General features: G+C 48.4%; 19 protein-coding genes. 3 read left to right on the top strand and 16 right to left on the bottom strand.

Annotated features, from left to right (window positions below; genetic code table 11):
• Positions 1-73: 73 nt before the first annotated feature.
• From hisIE to hprK, 13 genes are all read right to left on the bottom strand, one after another.
• Positions 74-700 (bottom strand): bifunctional phosphoribosyl-AMP cyclohydrolase/phosphoribosyl-ATP diphosphatase HisIE, encoded by a 627-nt coding sequence (hisIE, locus tag FQV28_RS18385; RefSeq protein ID WP_146497983.1) that lies wholly within the window; start codon positions 698-700, stop codon positions 74-76.
• Positions 697-1,449 (bottom strand): imidazole glycerol phosphate synthase subunit HisF, encoded by a 753-nt coding sequence (gene hisF, locus FQV28_RS18380; RefSeq protein ID WP_146497982.1) that lies wholly within the window; start codon positions 1,447-1,449, stop codon positions 697-699. The genes hisIE and hisF overlap by 4 nt, the downstream gene beginning before the upstream one ends.
• Positions 1,443-2,171: a 1-(5-phosphoribosyl)-5-[(5-phosphoribosylamino)methylideneamino]imidazole-4-carboxamide isomerase gene (gene hisA / locus FQV28_RS18375; protein ID WP_146497981.1), complete on the bottom strand. Its 729-nt coding sequence runs from the start codon at positions 2,169-2,171 to the stop codon at positions 1,443-1,445. Before hisA ends, hisF begins: the two co-directional genes overlap by 7 nt.
• Positions 2,140-2,793 carry an imidazole glycerol phosphate synthase subunit HisH gene (gene hisH / locus FQV28_RS18370; protein WP_146497980.1) on the bottom strand — a complete coding sequence of 218 codons (654 nt, stop codon included), beginning with the start codon at positions 2,791-2,793 and terminating at the stop codon, positions 2,140-2,142. The genes hisA and hisH overlap by 32 nt, the downstream gene beginning before the upstream one ends.
• Positions 2,790-3,377: an imidazoleglycerol-phosphate dehydratase HisB gene (hisB, locus tag FQV28_RS18365; RefSeq protein ID WP_370455150.1), complete on the bottom strand. Its 588-nt coding sequence runs from the start codon at positions 3,375-3,377 to the stop codon at positions 2,790-2,792. The genes hisH and hisB overlap by 4 nt, the downstream gene beginning before the upstream one ends.
• Positions 3,374-4,657: a histidinol dehydrogenase gene (gene hisD / locus FQV28_RS18360; RefSeq protein ID WP_146497979.1), complete on the bottom strand. Its 1,284-nt coding sequence runs from the start codon at positions 4,655-4,657 to the stop codon at positions 3,374-3,376. Before hisD ends, hisB begins: the two co-directional genes overlap by 4 nt.
• Positions 4,654-5,280 (bottom strand): ATP phosphoribosyltransferase, encoded by a 627-nt coding sequence (gene hisG, locus FQV28_RS18355; RefSeq protein WP_146497978.1) that lies wholly within the window; start codon positions 5,278-5,280, stop codon positions 4,654-4,656. The genes hisD and hisG overlap by 4 nt, the downstream gene beginning before the upstream one ends.
• The gene (locus FQV28_RS18350) at positions 5,273-6,436 is read right to left on the bottom strand and encodes an ATP phosphoribosyltransferase regulatory subunit (RefSeq protein ID WP_146497977.1); all 1,164 of its coding nucleotides are present in this window, start codon (positions 6,434-6,436) and stop codon (positions 5,273-5,275) included. Before FQV28_RS18350 ends, hisG begins: the two co-directional genes overlap by 8 nt.
• Before the next feature lie 130 nt (positions 6,437-6,566).
• Positions 6,567-7,079, bottom strand: coding sequence for an acyltransferase (locus tag FQV28_RS18345; protein WP_146497976.1), 513 nt, complete (start codon positions 7,077-7,079; stop codon positions 6,567-6,569).
• The gene (gene ppaX, locus FQV28_RS18340; protein ID WP_146497975.1) at positions 7,076-7,729 is read right to left on the bottom strand and encodes a pyrophosphatase PpaX; all 654 of its coding nucleotides are present in this window, start codon (positions 7,727-7,729) and stop codon (positions 7,076-7,078) included. Before ppaX ends, FQV28_RS18345 begins: the two co-directional genes overlap by 4 nt.
• On the bottom strand, positions 7,726-8,661 hold the full coding sequence (locus FQV28_RS18335; protein WP_146497974.1) for a nucleoside recognition domain-containing protein: 936 nt from the start codon (positions 8,659-8,661) through the stop codon (positions 7,726-7,728). The genes ppaX and FQV28_RS18335 overlap by 4 nt, the downstream gene beginning before the upstream one ends.
• A gap of 14 nt (positions 8,662-8,675) precedes the next feature.
• A complete protein-coding gene (gene lgt, locus FQV28_RS18330) occupies positions 8,676-9,485 on the bottom strand; it encodes a prolipoprotein diacylglyceryl transferase (RefSeq protein ID WP_146497973.1) in 810 nt (269 codons plus the stop codon).
• A 21-nt stretch (positions 9,486-9,506) separates the two neighbouring features.
• Entirely contained in the window at positions 9,507-10,433 is a 927-nt protein-coding gene (gene hprK, locus FQV28_RS18325; protein WP_146497972.1) for an HPr(Ser) kinase/phosphatase, read from the bottom strand.
• 165 nt (positions 10,434-10,598) lie between these two features.
• Between hprK and FQV28_RS18320 the strand changes: the two genes are divergently transcribed.
• From FQV28_RS18320 to FQV28_RS18310, 3 genes are all read left to right on the top strand, one after another.
• Complete coding sequence (locus tag FQV28_RS18320) at positions 10,599-11,144, top strand: N-acetylmuramoyl-L-alanine amidase (RefSeq protein WP_146497971.1); 546 nt, start codon at positions 10,599-10,601, stop codon at positions 11,142-11,144.
• A 220-nt stretch (positions 11,145-11,364) separates the two neighbouring features.
• Positions 11,365-13,317 (top strand): GTP-binding protein, encoded by a 1,953-nt coding sequence (locus tag FQV28_RS18315; protein WP_146497970.1) that lies wholly within the window; start codon positions 11,365-11,367, stop codon positions 13,315-13,317.
• Between the two features lie 27 nt (positions 13,318-13,344).
• On the top strand, positions 13,345-13,767 hold the full coding sequence (locus tag FQV28_RS18310) for a DUF1801 domain-containing protein (RefSeq protein ID WP_146497969.1): 423 nt from the start codon (positions 13,345-13,347) through the stop codon (positions 13,765-13,767).
• Between the two features lie 48 nt (positions 13,768-13,815).
• Here the strand turns inward: FQV28_RS18310 and FQV28_RS18305 are convergent, their stop codons facing one another.
• From FQV28_RS18305 to uvrA, 3 genes are all read right to left on the bottom strand, one after another.
• Positions 13,816-15,057 carry a M20/M25/M40 family metallo-hydrolase gene (locus FQV28_RS18305; protein WP_146497968.1) on the bottom strand — a complete coding sequence of 414 codons (1,242 nt, stop codon included), beginning with the start codon at positions 15,055-15,057 and terminating at the stop codon, positions 13,816-13,818.
• Positions 15,058-15,163: 106 nt separating this feature from the next.
• On the bottom strand, positions 15,164-16,345 hold the full coding sequence (locus tag FQV28_RS18300) for a DUF4097 family beta strand repeat-containing protein (RefSeq protein ID WP_146497967.1): 1,182 nt from the start codon (positions 16,343-16,345) through the stop codon (positions 15,164-15,166).
• A gap of 118 nt (positions 16,346-16,463) precedes the next feature.
• Complete coding sequence (gene uvrA, locus FQV28_RS18295) at positions 16,464-19,346, bottom strand: excinuclease ABC subunit UvrA (protein WP_146497966.1); 2,883 nt, start codon at positions 19,344-19,346, stop codon at positions 16,464-16,466.
• Between the last annotated feature and the right edge of the window lie 3 nt (positions 19,347-19,349).

Below are 19,349 nucleotides of genomic sequence, written 5' to 3'. Positions count from 1 at the left end.
CCGAAAAAGTAAAAGGAACGAATAGCTTCGTTCCAGCACTTAAATATACTTAGTATTATAGCATATTTCCCTATTATTTACTTGCAGTTTTGGTTGCGTGGCGTTCTTTTAGAACCTCTATCACTTGGTCCAAGCCCACTTTTTGCTCTTGCAACAAAACAAGCACGTGGTAGAGCAGATCGGCCGTTTCCATCGACAGCTCTTGAGGATCTCTGTTTTTCGCTGCAATGATCACTTCCGCCGCTTCTTCTCCAACTTTCTTGCAGATTTTGTCGACCCCTTCTGTAAACAAATACGTCGTATAAGCCCCTTCTGGCATTTCCTCTTCCCGGTTTTTGATAAGGCCGGTCAGTTGGCTGAACATATCCGCCGCCGATTCATTGGCCGTGCCGTGAATCGTTTCATGGAAGCAGCTTTTTTCGCCTGTATGGCATGCCGGCCCGTTTGGAATCACTTCATAGATAAGCGAATCGCCGTCGCAATCTACGCGGACAGCCGTCACTTGTTGTGTATTGCCGCTTGTTGCGCCTTTGTTCCACAGTTCATCCCGGCTCCTTGAATAAAGCCACGTTTCGTTTGTTTCAATCGTTTTTTGGAGAGCTTCTTCGTTAGCATATGCCAGCGTCAGCACTTCTTTTGAATTCGCATCTTGAATAATAACGGGAATCAGCCCGTCTTTATCAAATTTCACTTCTGTCATCGAACGTTCACTCCCTCTTTCCGCAAATAATCCTTTACTTCAGCGATGCTTGTTTCTCTGTAATGGAAAATGGATGCTGCCAGCGCCGCATCTGCATCAACTTGTTTAAAGACATCTTCAAAATGTTCGCGCGTTCCGGCTCCGCCGCTGGCAATGACCGGCACTTCCACTGCGTCCCGGATCGCTTTTGTCAGCTCCAAGTCAAAGCCGTTTTTAACGCCGTCCATGTCCATGCTCGTCACCAATAGTTCGCCGGCTCCAAGTTCAACGCTTTTCTTCGCCCATTCTATGGCATCCCATTCGGTTTTGTTGCGGCCTCCATGTGTATAAACATCCCAGCTGTCGCCGTTCCGCTTGGCATCGATCGCAACAACGATACACTGGGATCCGAAAAAGTCCGCTCCTTCTTTGATCAATTCCGGCCGGTCAAGAGCCGCTGTATTTAATGACACTTTGTCCGCTCCTGCACGCAGCATGCGCTTCATGTCCTCTAGTGTACGGATTCCGCCGCCGACCGTAAACGGAATCGATAATTCGGTGGCAACCGTTTTAACCACTTCGACCATCGTTTCTTTGCCTTCATGTGATGCCGAAATATCCAGAAAGACCAGTTCGTCCGCTCCTTGCTTGTCATAAAAGCGTGCAAGCTCGACCGGGTCTCCGGCGTCGCGCAGCGAGACGAAACTCACCCCTTTTACTACACGCCCTTCTTTTACGTCAAGACATGGGATGATCCGTTTTGTCAGCATGACAGCGCCTCCTCGAGCGTAAAGCGGTTTTCATAAAGAGCCTTGCCAATGATGACGCCGGCAATATTGCTTTCTTCCGACGCTTTTTTAACGTTGCGGACATCCTCTAAAGAGCCGATGCCACCTGAAACAATGATTTCTGCCTGTTCTGAATCAGCCAGACTCTTGTTTGCTTCGATATTCGGTCCGGCAAGCGTTCCGTCCGTCGCGATATCGGTGTAGATAAAATGCTTGGCGCCTTTTGACGCAAAGAAATTGGCGACGTCTTTTGCCGACTGGCCGGACGTCTCGATCCAGCCTTCTGTCGCAGCCATACCGTTTTTGGCATCGATGCCGATGACGATTTTTTCAGGGCCGAATTCTTCAATGAATGATACGACAAGTTCCGGCTCTCGTATTGCCAAGCTGCCAATGATGACTCGGCTGACGCCATTCGTTAAATAATGCTCAATATCTTCGCGTGTCCGGATTCCGCCGCCGACTTGAACGTTTACCGGCAAAGTTGCCGCTTGAATAACCGCTCCATCGTTTATGCGGACGCCATCTTTCGCACCGTCCAGATCTACCATGTGGATCCACTCGGCTCCGGCGTCGGCAAAGTTCTTCGCCATGTCATATGGCGAATCGCCGTATACCGTTTCTTGCGCATAGTCCCCTTGAAACAATCGGACGCATTTTCCGCCTCGCAGATCAATCGCGGGATAGATTTGAAACTTGCTCATCTTGGTTCCTCCTGACATTGGCAATCCATTGTTCCAATAAATAATGGCCGAAATCCCCGGACTTTTCCGGATGGAACTGCATGCCCGTAATCAGGCCGCTTCCAACCACTCCCGGCACTTCGACGCCGCTGTAGCTGGCTGTTGCCCAAACTTGTTCCGGCACCGTATCCGTTGCCAGAAACGAATGGACAAAATAGACATGGGTGTCGCTTTGGATATCCGTCAGCCAGTAAGGCATGCGCGGAAATTGAAGCCGGTTCCAGCCCATATGCGGGATGCGGTCTGTCCCTTTTTCGAAACGGCGGATGTGGCCTTTCAACAAGCAAAGTCCTTGTGTCAATTTGCCTTCTGTACTATCTTCATACAACAATTGCATCCCTAAACAAATGCCGAGCAAAGGAATGTTTTTTTCCGGAAGTGACTGGATAAATGCAGAAAGGCCCTTTTGGTCCAACAACTCCATGGCATCTGGAAATGCCCCGACTCCCGGCAGCAGAATCGCCTCCGCTTCGCCGAGGATTTCGGGATCGTCGGACATAATGACTGTGCAATCCAGTTTTTTCAGCGCTTGTTCGACACTGAACAAATTGCCCATACCGTAATCGATGATGCCGATGATCATGTCAGCAACCCCTTTGTCGACGGCACGCCTTTCACTCGCGGGTCGATGCTTGTCGCCTCATCAAGTGCACGGGCAAGCGCTTTGAATACCGCTTCGATGATGTGGTGTGTGTTTTTGCCGTAATGAATGATGACATGGACATTCATGCGCGATTCAAGCGCGAATTTCCATAAAAATTCGTAAACCAATTCCGTATCAAACGTTCCGACTTTGGCATTCGGGATGTCGCCGCGAAATTCCAGGTGCGGCCGGTTTGAGCAATCGATGACCACTTGCGCCAGCGCATCGTCCATCGGCACAAAAGCATTGCCATAGCGGCGGATGCCTTTTTTGTCCCCAAGCGCTTCTTTTACCGCTTGCCCCAGGACAATCCCGATATCTTCTGTGGTATGGTGATCGTCGATATGCGTGTCGCCGTCCGCTTTAATATCCCCATCAAACAATCCGTGCTTAATGAACAAATCGAGCATATGGTCCATAAATGGCACGCCGGTATTGATATCCGCTTTTCCTTCTCCATCAAGCGAAAAAGATACGGCTATTTTGGTTTCATTCGTATCACGTTTCAATTCTGCTTTTCTCATGATTTCGTCTCCTTTTTCCACGACCTGGATTCGACAGCGCGCGCATGTCCTTCCAAACCTTCCAATCGCGCGAGGCGTGCAATTTTGTCTTTGTTCTGCTGCCACTGCTGTTCACTATAGCGGATGATGCTTGTCCGTTTCAAAAAATCGTAAACTGATAAGGCACTCGAAAAACGTGCTGTGCTGTTTGTCGGCAGTACATGATTTGTCCCTGCAAAATAATCACCGACCGGCTCTGAAGAAAAGCGGCCGATAAAAATAGCGCCCGCGTGGCGGATTTTTTCCGCTACAGTTTCAGGATCTTCAGTCATAATTTCCAGGTGCTCCGGCGCAAGTTCGTTTGCCGCGTCAATTACTTCATCAAGCGTTCCGCCGATGTAGATCATGCTGTGGTCCTCAATCGCTTGTTGGGCAATAGAACGCCTAGGCAAAGCGGCCGCTTGCTTCTGGACTTCCCGCGATACCGCATCGGCTAAACGTTCACTCGTTGTGAGCAGCACAGCGCTCGCCAACGGATCATGCTCTGCTTGGGACAGAAGATCAGCAGCCACTTCATCAGGATAAGCGGTATCATCGGCGATTATGGCAATTTCGCTTGGCCCTGCTATCATGTCGATTGCCACGTCCCCGTTCACTTCCCGTTTTGCCAGCGCCACAAAGATATTGCCGGGTCCTGTTATTTTATCGACAGGCGCAACGGATTCGGTTCCATAAGCCAAAGCTGCAATAGCTTGCGCTCCCCCTGATTTGTACACTTCATCAATTCCCAATATATGAGCCGCTGCTAATACGCCGTCTGATAAACTGCCATCTTTGCCAGGAGGCGAAATCAAGACAATGCGCCCGACTCCCGCCACTTGAGCAGGCACCACATTCATCAAAACCGATGACGGATAGGCTGCTGTACCGCCAGGCACATATAGTCCTGCTGAGTCGATCGCCGTCACGCGCTGCGCCACATAAGAGCCATCCCTGTTTTCATGCTTATAGCCTTCTTGTTTTTGACTTTCATGGTAGCGGCGGATATTGTCAGCTGCCTCTGCCAAGTCTGCCAGCAATTGAGGATCAAAGCGTCCCACAGCTTCCAAAATTTCTTCAGGAGTGACACGCAGCCGTTCCAGTTTCGCTCCGTCCCATTTTTCGGTATAGCGGAGCAGTGCGGCGTCCCCTTCCGAGCGGACGGCTGCGATAATGTCTTTGACAGCCTGGACTTGCTGATGGGTTCCTTCAGCAATCGTCCGCCGGATGGAAATCCCAGAAGATAAACGAGTCTGTTTCATCTTACCGCCTGCTTTCTCAGTTTCTCCACAAGCTCTTGAATACGGTCTTGCTTCAACCGGTAACTGACCGGATTGGCAATCAGCCGGGACGTGATGTCTACAATTTTATCGTATTCGACCAATCCATTTTCTTTTAATGTCTTGCCGGTCGATACAATATCGACAATACGGTCCGCCAGCCCAATCATCGGGGCTAATTCAATTGAACCGTTCAATTCGATGATTTCCACTTGTTCGCCTTTGCCCCGGTAAAACCGGGAAGCGATTTGCGGATACTTGGTCGCAATCCGAGGTGTCACCGGGTTCATTTCCGTGTTCGGAAGGCCCGCAGTCGCGATATAGCATTGGCTAATGCCAAGATCGAGCAGTTCATGTACAGAGCGGTCAAGTTCGAGCATGACATCTTTACCGGCAATCCCCACATCCGCAACCCCGTGTTCCACATAAACCGGCACATCCATCGGCTTTGCTAAAATAAAACGGATTTTTTCGTTTGGCGCTTCGACAATCAGCTTGCGGGAATCATCAAGCTCCTTCGGCAAATCGTATCCTGCATTTACCAGCAGTTCATAAGCTTCTTCGAAAATCCGCCCTTTCGGCATTGCAATCGTCAATTCATCCATTTACAGCACCATCCAATCGTATAACTTCTTTGAACAATCCTGCGAACTCATCAATCGCCTGGACTGCTGGCGCATACTGCAACGTCACATGAACTCCTTTTGTCCGCAATTCCTGTGCCCGTTCGTGTGCTTGCTGTTCGGTTTCTTCCTTAAACAAAATCAGTGTGTCTGCTGCATATTTCTTATCCGGCGCAATTGCTTCCAGCAACCGGTCAACCCGCAAACCAAAGCCCGTCGCTCCGATATGCAAGCCAAACTGTTTCATCAATCCATCATAGCGTCCGCCGTTGCCAAGCGGAAATCCGCTTCCCGCTCCGTAAAACTCAAACACAAGACCGGTGTAGTAAGTCATATGGCTGACGAAAGACAAATCATATGTTACAGAGCCGGACAAACCATTCCGCTCGACAATCTTTTGCAGCTTTAACATTTCTTCGTATAAATCCGCTTGTTCCGAGTTTGAAAAATCAATCCACTGCTTCCAGTCTTCCAGCGTTTTCGAACGGTTCAGCGCTTTAAACGACCCGATTTTGTCCGCTTCGATACCCAGCCCATCGACAATCTGCTCGAATTTCACGCTGTTTTTCGACACCAGCGCTTCACGGACAATTTCAATTTGGCGGTCATCCAAGCCAAATTCTAGTAATATCGATTGCAGGAGTTGAGTGTGGCCAATGACGATTCGGCTGGACTCTACTTCCAGTTCTTTCAAAATCTCCGAAGCCAAAATTATGACTTCCGCGTCAGCATATAGGGAATTGTCGCCGATCAGTTCTACACCCATTTGCTCGAATTCAGCCGGCCTGCCGCCTTCGCGTTTTTGCGCGCGGAAAACGTTCGAGTAGTATCCAAGCCGTACCGGCATTTTTTCCTTCAACAACTTCGATGCCACTACCCTCGCAATCGGCGAAGTCATATCCGGGCGCAGCACAAGTGTCTGGCCTTGGTTATCCAGCAATTTGAACAATGCATTATCGGGAATGGCCGATATTTTGCCGATTGTTTCGTAGTATTCAAGCGTCGGCGTCTGAAGCAACTCATAGCCCGCTTGTTGCATGATTTCCGTTCCTTTTGCGCGGAGCTCCGCTTTCTTTTTAGCGATGAAAGGAAAATCGTCGCGCATGCCAAGTGGCTTCTCAAACATTTCAATCGTCATATGAACACTTCCTATTTTTGGTTATTTTACTTTAGTTTGCTAATGTGTTGAAGTATTTATTATTTTATCGCAAAATTCCAAGAAGCGTCAAGGAATTGTAGTTAAAAAAATCCCGAAAGCACAGATGCTTTCAGGATTTTTTTTGGCGTTCGGCCATTTGTTGAGCTGTATAGATCACTTTCATCGGATTTCCGCCGACAAAAGCACCAGCTGGAACATCTTTATGGACAAGTGTGGCAGCCGATACAATGGCGCCATCTCCGATCGTAACGCCCGGCAATATTGTAGTATTCGCACCGATCAAGACACGGTCCCCTATGATAACTTCACCAATGCGGTATTCTTCTATTAAATATTCATGTGCGAGAATGGTGGTATTATAGCCAATCACCGAATTTCGCCCGACTGTAATTTTTTCGGGAAACATGACATCCGGCATGACCATCAGCGCAAAAGAAGTCTGTTTCCCGATTTTCATTCGCAGAAACGTTTTGTAGAGCCAATTTTTCATTGGCAAAAACGGTGTATAGCGTGCTAATTGAATGACGATGAAGTTTTTCATGACTTTCCAGAACGGAACGGTTTTGTAGATGTGCCAAAGCGAATTTGCGCCGGTCACGTAATGGCGTTCCGTCTTTCTCATTGCACGGCTTCTTTCGTCAAGTCAAGCAGGTCGCTGATGTGTTGAAGCATAAAATCCGGTTCAAGCGAAGCAAGGAACGCCTCACCTTTTGCAGCCCACGCCACGCCGGCTGTCCGGACGCCTGCATTTTTTCCGCCATCGATATCGTGCGAATTGTCGCCGATCATCAGCGCTTCTTCCGGCGTAGAGGCAAGCAGCTCCAAAGCAAGCATCAGAGGTTCGGGATCCGGTTTCGGATGGGTCACTTGATCAAGTCCGACAATCACATCAAAAATGTCCGGGATGCCCATCAAATTCAAGCCATGCAAGATGGTCTCTCTTCGTTTCGTGGAAACGATCGCCATCTTCAAACCGCGGCTTTTCAGCAAGCGCAGCGTTTCCGGCACGCCATCATATTCCGATACCAATTCGTCATGCAAGGTTTTATTGAGCGAACGGTATTCTTCAATCAGTTCCTCCACATGTTCTGGGTCAATCGCTTCAAATGTTTGCTTGAGCGATGGCCCAATAAAATGCAAAGCATCTTCCCGGATGAAGCGGCCAGGATACCGTCGGCCAAGGACCGAGAGGAATGTCTGGATGATCAGTTCGTTCGTATCAAGCAATGTTCCATCAAAATCGAACAACAGTGTAGTGATGGGTTTGTTCATGTTGAGAGCACTTCCTTCCGATTTTGTTCCGTCCGCCGCCAATAATAGGAAACGAAGATCGTCAAGCCGAGAGCCGTGATAACCCGGATGATCAAGAGCGGCCATACCGGTATCCCCAGCGGAATGAAAATCAGCGTATCTTCTACAATCGCATGGCAGGAAACGAGAAAAATAAAGGCCAGAGTCGCGTCTTTTTTGCTGACGCCATCTTCTTTGACCGCTTGAATCATAACGCCTGCTCCCATTGCCAGACCGAAAATCAGACCTGAAGCAAGAGTCATCGAAGCATTTTTTTGGATGCCGAGCAAACGGGTCAGCGGACCAAGCAAATCTGAAAACCGCTGCAAGTATTTTTTGTCTTTCAATATCTGAATCGCGATCATCAATGGAATAACAATCATTGCCAGCTGCAAGATGCCAAACGCCGCTTTTTCAAGGCCGAACAAGAAAATTTCGAGCCAGCTTTCAGGAACCGCAGCGGCTTTTGGCACAAAACCGTATTGTGCTATTTCCCCGCCGCCTTTCCAGAGCAAATTGATGACAATGCCGGAAAGTGCAGCCAGCCCAAAGCGTACAACCAATACGACCCAAAGCTTGACGCCCACTTTCAACGCCACGCTCGTTTCGATGAATATATTATGCGAAAACGACAGCATCACAGCCAAGATGAAAACTTCTTTGACCGTTAATTCCAATGACAAAATCCCTGCGATTCCGGCGTACAAGTTCAACGCATTCCCGAGCACCAAGGGAATCGCCGCGTCTCCACTGAGTCCGAAGAGTCCCATCAGCGGGGCAACCAGATCAATGATGAACGGCAATACCGGTGTAAATTGAAGCATCGTCACGATCAATGTGATCGGGAAGATGACTTTCCCTAATGTCCAAGTTGTTAAAAGCCCTGCTTTCAAGCCGTTTTTCAAAGTTGACATTCCATCTCTTCTTTCTAATTGTCTTTATAGTGAGGCGGGTTTTTGAGAGTTGCCCGCCGGTAGATGATCAATCCGATAGCCAAGACGATGGCAATCACCGAAACGATTTGGGCTGCACGCAGCCCGTTAGCCACTAAACTGTCTGTCCGCATGCCTTCGATAAAAAAGCGGCCAACGGAATACCAGATCATATAAAAGAAAAACAGTTCGCCGCGAACCAAATTGACCCGCCGCAAAAGAAGCAAAATGATGATTCCTGCTAAACTCCACATCGACTCATATAAAAAAGTCGGATGGTAATACGCACCATTTATGTACATTTGATTGATGATCCAATCGGGAATAAGGAGATTTTCCAAAAATGCCCGCGACACTTCACCCCCGTGCGCTTCCTGATTGATAAAATTCCCCCACCGGCCAACTGCCTGGCCAATCAAAATACTCGGCGCTAAAATATCCGCTACTTTCAAGAAGGAAGTATTTCTTCTTTTTGTAAAAATATAAGCAACGATTACTGCGGCGATCAATGCCCCATGAATCGCAATTCCGCCATTCCATATTTGAATAATTTCACCAGGGTTTTCTTTGTAATGGCTCCACTGGAAAATAACATAATAAATGCGCGCTCCGATAATCGACAACGGAACTGCCCATATTAAGAGATCCGTCAAAAATTCCGGATGAAGCCCCCGCTTCACCATTTCACGCTGCCCGACTAAAAAAGCAAGAAGAATGCCCGCTGCGATAATAACACCGTACCAGCGGACATCAATCGGACCGAGTGAAAATGCGATCGGGTCAATTGAACCTAAAATCGAATACATGTACTGCACCTACCCATTCCATTAGTGTGTATCAAGCGCGATGACTTCGTTGAGCCGTTTCGAGAACTCTTCTGCTGCATTCACTCCCATGCGCTTCAAGCGGTAATTCATCGCTGCCACTTCAATGATAACCGATAAATTTCGGCCAGGACGGACAGGAATCGTCAGTTTTGTGATATCCGTATCGATGATTCTCATCTTCTCTTCTTCAAGACCTAAACGGTCGTAAGTTTTGTCGGCATCCCATAGTTCCAAATCAATGACCAGTGAAATCCGCTTGAAGGTGCGAACCGCGCTTGCGCCAAATAGCGTCATGATATCGATGATGCCGACTCCCCGGATTTCGAGCAAGTGCTCGATCAATTTCGGCGAATGGCCGACCAACGTATTTTCTCCTTCTTGATGAATTTCAACGCAATCATCAGCGACTAACCGATGCCCTTTCTTCACCAATTCAAGAGCTGTTTCGCTTTTTCCGACACCGCTTTTCCCGGTAAGCAGAACACCGATGCCGTAAATATCCACAAGCACACCATGGACAGCTGTTGTCGGCGCCAATTGGCTCTCTAAAAAGTTCGTCAATGAACTCGAGAAACGCGTCGTTGCTATTTTCGTCCCTAGTACCGGAACATGCTTTTGGCTCGATGCCGCAATCAATTCCGGAGGCGCGTCCATATCGTGCGCCACAATTACGACCGGCGTTTCATTTGTACACAATCTCATCATTCGGTCTTTCCGCTCATCCGGCTCAAGCATTTCAAAAAAGGAGAGTTCGGTTTTCCCGAGCAATTGCACCCGATTTGCCGGGTAATGTGTAAAATAACCGGCCATCTCCAATCCAGGCCGTGAAATATCACTGATCGGAATATGGCGACCGATGCCTTCTTCTCCACTGATCAATTTCAAATCAAAAGTTTCCATCACTTGTTTTGCTGTTACTTGTCCCATGGTTCCCCTCATTCCTTCTGCGAAAAGGATTTTGGACTTTTGATAAATCCATCCAAATCCTAAACGGTTTGCTCCTATTTTAACACGGAAAATTCTAATTTAAAGATTTTCGTGTCGCCTTTTGGAAAGCTCTGGTCTATATAGCGAAAAAGGGGGCTATTCTCAATGAAAATAATGATCGACGCTGGACATGGTCCGGAAACAAAAGGCAAACGTTCACCTGATGGCCGGCTAAGGGAATTCCAATTTAATTCACCCGTAGCCAATGAAGTGAAAAAACAGCTGAAAGCTCTTGGCCATACCGTCATTTTCAGCCATCAGCCAAACCAGGATGTGCCGCTTGATGAAAGAACTGCACTTGCCAACCGCTTGAAAGTGGACCTATTCATATCCATTCACGCCAATGCTTTCGGTACTGGATTCAATACTGTAAACGGTATTGAGACTTTCACTTATTCGGCCGCGTCTATAGGCGCAAAAAAATTGAGCTCTTTTATCCATCAAGCGTTGGTGCTTTCGACAGGCCGAAAAAATCGCGGGCAAAAACAGGCTGATTTCGCTGTTCTTAGAGATACCCGGATGCCTGCCGTTTTGATCGAGTGCGGTTTTATGACCAATCAAGAAGAATTGGCCTTATTGAAATCTGATGCTTATCAAAAGCGGTGCGCCAGAGCCATCGCTTTCGGCATCGATTGCTTTAGCCGGAATTGAAGAAAACCGCGCAGACACGTTAGTGTCGAGGAGGCTGAAGCCAAGCCCACGGAAAGCGGAGTGGCCGGCCCGGTTGGTTTTATGTACTCTATACTTTAATCATAGACTTTGTCTACAGTCTGAAACCGCGGAAGCCTTGCTTCCGCGGTTTTTTCATGTAATCTTCCGGCCATATTTCTGCTACACTAAAGGCAGAAGAAGCTACACGACGAGGTGACTTATGAACAAGACAATCGGGATTCTTGCCCATGTCGACGCCGGCAAGACAACATTCTCAGAACAACTGCTGTACCATACGAAAAGCATCCGGCAACGCGGCCGGGTCGACCATCAAGATGCTTTTCTCGATAGCCACGTGATTGAGAAAAACAGAGGCATCACCATTTTCGCCGATCAAGCCGTCGTTTCTTATAACGATTCCACTTATTTTTTGATTGATACGCCAGGGCATGTCGACTTTTCCCCTGAAATGGAACGGGCGGTCCAAGTGATGGATTATGCCATCGTCATCATCAGCGCAGTCGAAGGAATCGAAAGCCACACGGAAACCGTATGGCAGCTGCTTCGGAAACATCAAGTACCCACTTTTTTCTTTATCAACAAGATCGACCGGGAAGGCGCGGACGAGGAACGGGTGCTTGGTGAGATAAGAACCCAGCTGACAGATAATGCTATCGACATCACCCATTCATTCCATCATGGTGCAATGGATGAGGAACTGGCTGAATTCGTTGCCGAACGGGACGAACAATTGCTTGAGCTTTATATGAGCTCGGGGTATGACGAAGCCCTCTGGCTGCAGGCGCTGCAAAAGATGATCCGGTCAAACGAAGTGTTTGTGTGCTCATCCGGCTCTGCTTTACAAGACATCGGCGTCAGTGGCTTTTTTGAAAAACTCGACCTTTTAACTTTAACGGATTATAAGGCAGATGAACCTTTTGCAGCCCAAGTCTATAAAATACGCCACGAAGAAAACGGCAGCCGGATAACGTTCCTCAAAGCACACAGCGGTTCACTGCGCGTTCGCGAGGAAGCGGGCTACGGCGCAGCCGAAAACCGAAAAACGGAGAAAGTGACGCAAATCCGCCGTTACAGCGGCAGCAAATTCCAGACAGTCGACCAAGTAAATGCCGGCGAACTTTTTGCCGTCGTCGGTTTGTCGGAAGCTGCGATTGGAGACGGTGCTGGCATTCATCCAGGAACCAGCAGCCAAGAATCGATTCCCGCGTTAAAATCAAAAGTACTGTTCGACCCCACTATGCATCCGAAAGAAGTATTGAAATATTTCAAACGCCTGAATGCCGAAGACCCGACGCTTGCTGTTGTGTGGGACGAACATTTCCAGGAAGTCCATATCCACGTCATGGGCATCATCCAGCTTGAAGTGCTGCAGCAGGTTGTGCACGACCGCTTCGGCTTTTCCGTGTCGTTCAGCGAACCGGAAATTTTATACAAAGAAACGATTGAAACGCCTGTGACCGGCTATGGCCATTTTGAACCGCTCCGCCACTATGCCGAAGTGCATTTGAAAATCGAGCCGGCCGAACGCGGCAGCGGTGTCTTGTTGGCTAACAGGTGCCACCCGGATGCTTTGTCGGTCGGCAACCAGAATTTGGTGCTTCACCATTTGGCAGAACGCGACCATCATGGCCTCCTCACTGGCTCACCGCTGACCGATGTTAAGATCACCCTGTTGACTGGCAGAGGCCATAACGAGCATACGTCAGGCGGCGATTTCAGGGAAGCCGCTTACCGGGCGCTCCGCCAAGGCCTTGAAAAAGCCGAAAACCGGCTGCTTGAACCGATTTACCGCTTTAAAATAAAAGTGGATATTGAACAGATGGGCCGTGTGCTATCTGATATCCAGCAAGCTTCCGGCCGGTTTGAAGCACCGGAAATGAACGGCGGAAAAGCGATTATTGAAGGCACTGTTCCAGTCGCCACGTTCATGAACTACAGCACCGAATTCGCTTCTTTCACCCATGGCAAAGGCATGCTGCGCTTGCTTTTAGCCGGTTATGACCACTGCCACAACGAAGCGGAAGTCATCAAAAAAATTGCTTATAACAAAGATGCGGATCCCGAATACACTTCCACTTCCATTTTTTGTGCGAAAGGCCATGGTTATAAAGTGCCTTGGGATGAAGCCGAAAACGCCATGCATTGTTTATAACACATACCGAGAAATGAGGGGTTAAGCATGTACGAGCCGAAAACCAAAGCAACCGATGCAGATGTAGTTGAATTTATCGAAAACACAGACTCGCCGAAAAAACGGGAAGACGCTTTTAAGCTGCTTCAGCTTTTTGAAGAAACGAGCGGCTATCCGGCTAAAATGTGGGGGCCGAGCATCATCGGCTTTGGTTCGTATCATTATGTGTATGCATCCGGCCATTCCGGGAATGCCCCGCTTGTCAGCTTTTCACCGCGGAAATCGAAAATCAGCCTATATTTTGCGACCGGCGACACGGAGCGCGAAAAACTGCTCTCAAAACTCGGCAAGCATACCAGCGGAAAAGCATGTGTCTATATCAATAAGTGGGACGATGTCGATCAAGATGTATTAAAAGCATTGATCAAGCAATCAATTGCGTTTTTGCAGGATTTATATCCAGAAAAGTAGAAGCTCGGCCGACTGATACCAGTTGGCCGAGCTTCTTCATTTTGCTTGTTATTTTTTCAACAAGGCAGGACTGGTATTTTTCACGCCCGCCAAACCAAGTACCGTCATCAAACTCTTTTGAACGCCTAAATGCCCCTCCCCGGGATTGTGCCATTCTTCGAGTGTATGAGCGCCGCCAAAAATTCCGCCAAGACCGATGGTGATAGCCGGAATTCCCAAGCTCATCGGATAATTGGCATCCGTGCTGCTCGGTGTACATAGTTCTGGAGTTCCGCCAATCGCTTCTACAGCGGCGGCAGCCACTTTGACAATCGGCGCATCAGCGCTTTGGCTGGCAGGCGGCCGGTTGCCGAAGCGCTTGATATCCACCGTTATCCGGCTATCGTTCCACTTGGCATTTTCCGCTTCTGCCGCTTTTTTGACAATCGTTAAAAACCGCTCGTCCAGTTCCGCCAGCGCCCCCGCATCATTCGAACGAAGATCAACAGCCATGCTGGCTTCTTGGGCAATAGCATTTACAGACGTTCCGCCCTTCACTTCTCCGACAGAAAACGTCGTTTTCGGCTCTTTTGATGTTTCAAGATCAGCTATGGCTGCAATCGCCCGCCCAATCGCGTGCGTCGCGCTCGGCGTTCCGAAATCGCCAAAACTGTGTCCACCGGGTCCCTTATACGTAATTGTATAGCGAAAACTTCCCGTCCCTAAATATGTAATGTGATTGAAACCGGGGCCGTCCAACGATAAAAAGCCATCAATGTCCTGGTGTTCCGTAAAAAACGCCTTGACTCCGCGCAAGTCGCCAGCCCCTTCTTCTCCGACAGTGCCACCGAAAACAAGATCTCCGACCGTTTCAATTTCCGCTTCGTTCAACGCACGGACCACTGCCAACAGCTCTGCAAGCCCCCTTGTGTCGTCCCCAATTCCCGGTGCATGCAATATCCCGTTTTCTTCCCTCACTTTCGTATCGGTCCCTTCTGGAAAAACCGTATCCAAATGAGCAGAAATGAAAATCTTCGGCCCTTGCCCACTGCCGCGCCTTATACCATAAACATTTCCTTCTGAATCCATCTCCACGTTTTCAAGGCCAAGTTTCTGCAAGCGCCGTTGAACATCTTCTGCTCTTTGCTGTTCTTTAAATGGAGGAGCTGGAATTTCCGTAATCGCTATTTGTTCCGCAACCGTGTTGCCATGATCTGCCTCAATAAAATCAAGTGCCTTCTTCACCGAGTGATTTTCCAATAACGCTTGATATGCCGCTTTCACTTCCTCAACGCTCCATCCGTCTGCCATTCTTTTTTCCTCCTTTAATTATCGAAATAATGCCATTAGTATGCTTTTTAGTTTACCACATAAAAAAGCCGGCGCATTCACATGCACCGGCTCATTTAGCGTTGTTTTATTCGATTGTCAAATAGCGCACCAACACAGTGCCTGTTTTTGTTTCTCCGTAAACCAATAGCGGAGCAGCTACCGCTTCGCCGCTTTCTTTTGAGAAACGGATCATTTTCTGCATCAATTGTCCTTGCTCGTGTGTGTTGTCGACATCGGACAACAAGACATCCAGCTTGCCTAAAGTGGACGAAACTTCTCCTTTTAAAGGCAGATGCGATGGAATGTAAAGTTCCACATTGCCGGCTAATGTCTTAGCTTCCACTTTCCGGGCTTCTTTGCATCTTGACGTAACAACGACATTGCCGTTCATCGATTTAGCTGTCATGGTTTGGACATCGCCGTCCACATAAATGCGGCCGTTCAAGGTTTCGGTTTCAAGCACTTTCCCGCTCACTTCCACTGCTTGGATAGCCCCATTTGCCGTTTCCAGCTCTGCATCATCAAAAGAAACGTTTTTCAAATCGATTTTGCCGTTTGCGGTTTTCACTTTGATCAGACTTGCATCGATGCGTTTCATCGAAAAACCGCCATTGAATAAACGGACGATAATTTCTTGGTAAGTTGCAGCTGGAACATACAATACAATATTCACTTGCGTTGTTTTCAGATCGCTGATGATGCGCAATTTTTGATCATCTGCGATAAAGACGAATTTTTCAAGGAAATCTTGTTTTGCTTGTTCTTCCGATTCTGTCCGGTAAGCTTTCACTCGGCACTCTGCCCGAACCGTTTCATCTTGTGAAGGAAACACTTCAAGCTGGCCGTTTGCCAAGTCAGCGATAATTTTGTTGACATTGACAAATTCCTGGGTGAACGTATGTTCAAATTCAACCGCTTCCCCGAAAGGAGAATCGAATTCCATTGTCTTCAGCTTGCCGACAGAAGTTTGCACGAAGTCTCTCATGCGGTCGCCCAATTGGTTGAAGTCTTTTGACATGTTCTTCGAAAAATCTTTTTTGAAATCTCTGGACATGTCTTTCGAGAATTTTTTGATCATATCTTCCGGTCTGAAAAAGCCGCGTCTGCTGCTTTCCCGTCTGTCCCGGTATCGATCGCGATCACGGCCATAAGACGACTCGCGCGATGAATCTCCGCCGTCAATGGCTCTCAGCAATTCTACAGCTTCCCTTGCAGAAATTGTTCCGTTCTCCACCATGTCCAATATGCGTTCTTTTTCGTTTTGCATGTAGTGCGGCCTCCTCCTGGTGCCTCCACTGTTTAGCCAAAGCAATCAAATCTCTTTGGCTAAACAAGTCTGAGACTTGGTATTCTTCTAATTGATACGTTCAGCCGGTGGAAAAGTTTCACTTAGCCACTTTTTTCTTGCGTGTCGCTTTCGTTACGAGTGCATCCATACGGGCACGGTCGCGCTCCAAAATCGGGCGCAAATACTTGCCGGTATAGGAATCTTTCACTTCTGCAATTTCTTCCGGCGTTCCAGCAGCTAAAATAGTGCCGCCTTTGTCGCCGCCTTCTGGCCCTAAGTCAATGATGTGGTCGACGGTTTTAATGACGTCCAAGTTGTGCTCAATGGTCAGCACCGTATCCCCGTTATCTACTAAGCGCTGTAAGACAAGGAGCAGCCGCGAAATATCGTCCGCGTGCAAGCCGGTCGTCGGTTCGTCTAAAATATAGAACGACTTGCCGTTTGAGCGCTTATGAAGTTCGGACGCCAATTTAACGCGCTGTGCTTCCCCGCCTGACAGCGTGGTGGCGGGCTGGCCAAGCGTGATATAGCCCAACCCCACATCTACAATGGTCTTAAGCTTTCGGTTGATTTTCGGGATGTTTTCAAAAAACGAGTACGCGTCTTCTACAGTCATCGCCAGCACATCGGCAATGTTTTTATCTTTATACTTCACTTCCAAGGTTTCCCGGTTATAGCGCTTGCCGTGACAAACTTCACACGGCACATAGACATCCGGCAAGAAGTGCATTTCTATTTTAATAATACCATCTCCGCGGCAAGCTTCACAGCGTCCGCCCTTAACATTGAAACTGAAGCGCCCTTTTTTATAGCCGCGCACCTTCGCCTCGTTTGTCGCCGCATAAACATCCCGGATATCGTCAAAAACGCCTGTATACGTAGCAGGATTTGATCTTGGAGTCCGCCCGATTGGGGACTGATCGATATCAATCACTTTTTCCAGTTCTTCAATTCCCTCCACTGATACATGCTGCCCAGGTTTCGCTTTCGCCCGGTTTAACTTATTGGCAAGCGATTTGTACAAGATCTCATTGATGAGCGTGCTTTTTCCGGAACCGGATACGCCGGTCACTGCTGTAAATATGCCCAGCGGAATATCAACATTGACGTTTTTCAAATTGTTTTCATTTGCGCCGCGGATGGTGATTTTTCGTCCATCGGATGTTCTCCGTTCAGCAGGCAGCGGGATGAACTTTTTGCCGCTCAAGTATTGGCCGGTCAATGATTTTTTGTTTTTCATCACTTTTTCCGGTGTGCCGGAAGCGATGATTTCCCCGCCGTGCACCCCTGCTCCCGGACCAACATCAATCAGATAATCCGCTGCGAGCATCGTATCTTCATCGTGTTCTACGACAATCAGTGTGTTGCCGATATCCCGCATGTTTTTCAACGTGCTGATCAACCGGTCATTATCACGCTGGTGCAAGCCGATTGACGGCTCATCCAGGATGTATAGGACACCCGTCAACCGAGAGCCGATTTGGGTAGCCAGGCGGATCCGCTGTGCTTCCCCGCCTGATAAGGTGCCGGATGCGCGGTTAAGCGTCAAATAATCAAGGCCGACATTGTTGAGGAATCCAAGGCGCTCCTCGATTTCCCGCAAAATCAACCTCGCGATTTGCATATCTTTTTCCGACAGTTCCAAATTCGAGAAAAATTGGATGGCTTCGACGATCGAAAATTCACTGACGTTGGCGATATGGATGCCGTTCACTTTGACAGCCAACGATTCCGGCTTCAGACGGTGGCCTTCACATGCCGGACATGGCTGCTGCCCCATGTATTTCTCCATCTGGTCACGAATGTAATCAGATGTCGTATCCCGGTAGCGTCGGTCGACGTTTGCTAAAATCCCTTCAAAGTAAATATGGTTGTCGCGAATCTGGCCATAATCGTTTTCGTAGCGGAAGCGGATTTTGTCTCTTCCAGACCCTTTCATGAGGGCGTTTATGTGCTCTTCCGGCAACTCGTTCATTGGAACATCCATATCGATTTTGTAATGTTTGCAGATGGCTTGCAGCAACTGCGGGTAATATTGCGAACTTGTCGGCTGCCAAGGGACGATCGCCCCTTGGTTCAAAGACAAGCTCCAATCCGGAACCACCAGTTCCGGATCAACTTCCAGCTTGTGGCCAATGCCGTCGCATTCCGGGCATGCGCCAAACGGCGAGTTGAACGAAAACATGCGCGGCTCCAATTCCCCGATTGAAAATCCGCAAATCGGACATGCATGATGTTCGCTGAACAATAATTCTTCTTGCTCCATAACATCGACGAGTACGCGTCCTTCGGCAAGGCGCAAAGCCGATTCAAGGGAATCGCTGAGGCGCGGTGCAATGCCTTCTTTCATGATAATGCGGTCGATGACCACTTCGATTGAATGCTTTTTGTTTTTATCGAGTGTGATGTCGTCATCGAGATCCATCAATTCCCCATTGACGCGCACACGGACATAGCCTTGTTTTTTAATATCTTCCAACAATTTGGCGTGTGTCCCTTTCCGGCCTGAAACGATCGGCGCCAAAATCTGCATTTTGGTCCGCTCCGGGTAAACAGTCAAACGGTCCACCATTTGCTCGATTGTTTGAGACGAAATTTCAATGCCATGGTTCGGGCATATCGGTTTGCCGATGCGCGCATACATCAAGCGCATGTAATCGTATATTTCTGTTACCGTTGCGACTGTGGAACGTGGATTTTTGCTGGTTGTTTTTTGGTCGATCGAAATGGCCGGTGACAGCCCTTCAATCAAATCGACGTCTGGCTTGTCCATTTGGCCGAGAAATTGCCGGGCATACGCAGACAACGACTCAACGTAGCGCCGCTGCCCTTCTGCGTAAATCGTATCAAATGCCAAAGATGATTTCCCTGATCCTGAAAGCCCCGTCATGACGACTAGCTGATCGCGCGGAATGACAACATCGATATTTTTCAAATTATGCGCTCTAGCGCCTTGGATCCGTATTTCTTGGTTTTTCACGTT

Source organism: Planomicrobium sp. CPCC 101079 (assembly GCF_007859275.1).
In the GTDB taxonomy this organism is placed as follows: Bacteria; Bacillota; Bacilli; order Bacillales_A; family Planococcaceae; genus Planococcus.
This window is presented reverse-complemented; position numbering and strand designations above follow the sequence as displayed.

Excerpts from the sequence above, each read along its gene's own strand:
- hisIE (WP_146497983.1), bottom strand. The coding sequence starts at position 700 with ATGACAGAAGTGAAATTTGATAAAGACGGGCTGATTCCCGTTATTATT.
- hisF (WP_146497982.1), bottom strand. The coding sequence starts at position 1,449 with ATGCTGACAAAACGGATCATCCCATGTCTTGACGTAAAAGAAGGGCGT.
- hisA (WP_146497981.1), bottom strand. The coding sequence starts at position 2,171 with ATGAGCAAGTTTCAAATCTATCCCGCGATTGATCTGCGAGGCGGAAAA.
- hisH (WP_146497980.1), bottom strand. The coding sequence starts at position 2,793 with ATGATCATCGGCATCATCGATTACGGTATGGGCAATTTGTTCAGTGTC.
- hisB (WP_370455150.1), bottom strand. The coding sequence starts at position 3,377 with ATGAGAAAAGCAGAATTGAAACGTGATACGAATGAAACCAAAATAGCC.
- hisD (WP_146497979.1), bottom strand. The coding sequence starts at position 4,657 with ATGAAACAGACTCGTTTATCTTCTGGGATTTCCATCCGGCGGACGATT.
- hisG (WP_146497978.1), bottom strand. The coding sequence starts at position 5,280 with ATGGATGAATTGACGATTGCAATGCCGAAAGGGCGGATTTTCGAAGAA.
- FQV28_RS18350 (WP_146497977.1), bottom strand. The coding sequence starts at position 6,436 with ATGACGATTGAAATGTTTGAGAAGCCACTTGGCATGCGCGACGATTTT.
- FQV28_RS18345 (WP_146497976.1), bottom strand. The coding sequence starts at position 7,079 with ATGAGAAAGACGGAACGCCATTACGTGACCGGCGCAAATTCGCTTTGG.
- ppaX (WP_146497975.1), bottom strand. The coding sequence starts at position 7,729 with ATGAACAAACCCATCACTACACTGTTGTTCGATTTTGATGGAACATTG.
- FQV28_RS18335 (WP_146497974.1), bottom strand. The coding sequence starts at position 8,661 with ATGTCAACTTTGAAAAACGGCTTGAAAGCAGGGCTTTTAACAACTTGG.
- lgt (WP_146497973.1), bottom strand. The coding sequence starts at position 9,485 with ATGTATTCGATTTTAGGTTCAATTGACCCGATCGCATTTTCACTCGGT.
- hprK (WP_146497972.1), bottom strand. The coding sequence starts at position 10,433 with ATGGGACAAGTAACAGCAAAACAAGTGATGGAAACTTTTGATTTGAAA.
- FQV28_RS18320 (WP_146497971.1), top strand. The coding sequence starts at position 10,599 with ATGAAAATAATGATCGACGCTGGACATGGTCCGGAAACAAAAGGCAAA.
- FQV28_RS18315 (WP_146497970.1), top strand. The coding sequence starts at position 11,365 with ATGAACAAGACAATCGGGATTCTTGCCCATGTCGACGCCGGCAAGACA.
- FQV28_RS18310 (WP_146497969.1), top strand. The coding sequence starts at position 13,345 with ATGTACGAGCCGAAAACCAAAGCAACCGATGCAGATGTAGTTGAATTT.
- FQV28_RS18305 (WP_146497968.1), bottom strand. The coding sequence starts at position 15,057 with ATGGCAGACGGATGGAGCGTTGAGGAAGTGAAAGCGGCATATCAAGCG.
- FQV28_RS18300 (WP_146497967.1), bottom strand. The coding sequence starts at position 16,345 with ATGCAAAACGAAAAAGAACGCATATTGGACATGGTGGAGAACGGAACA.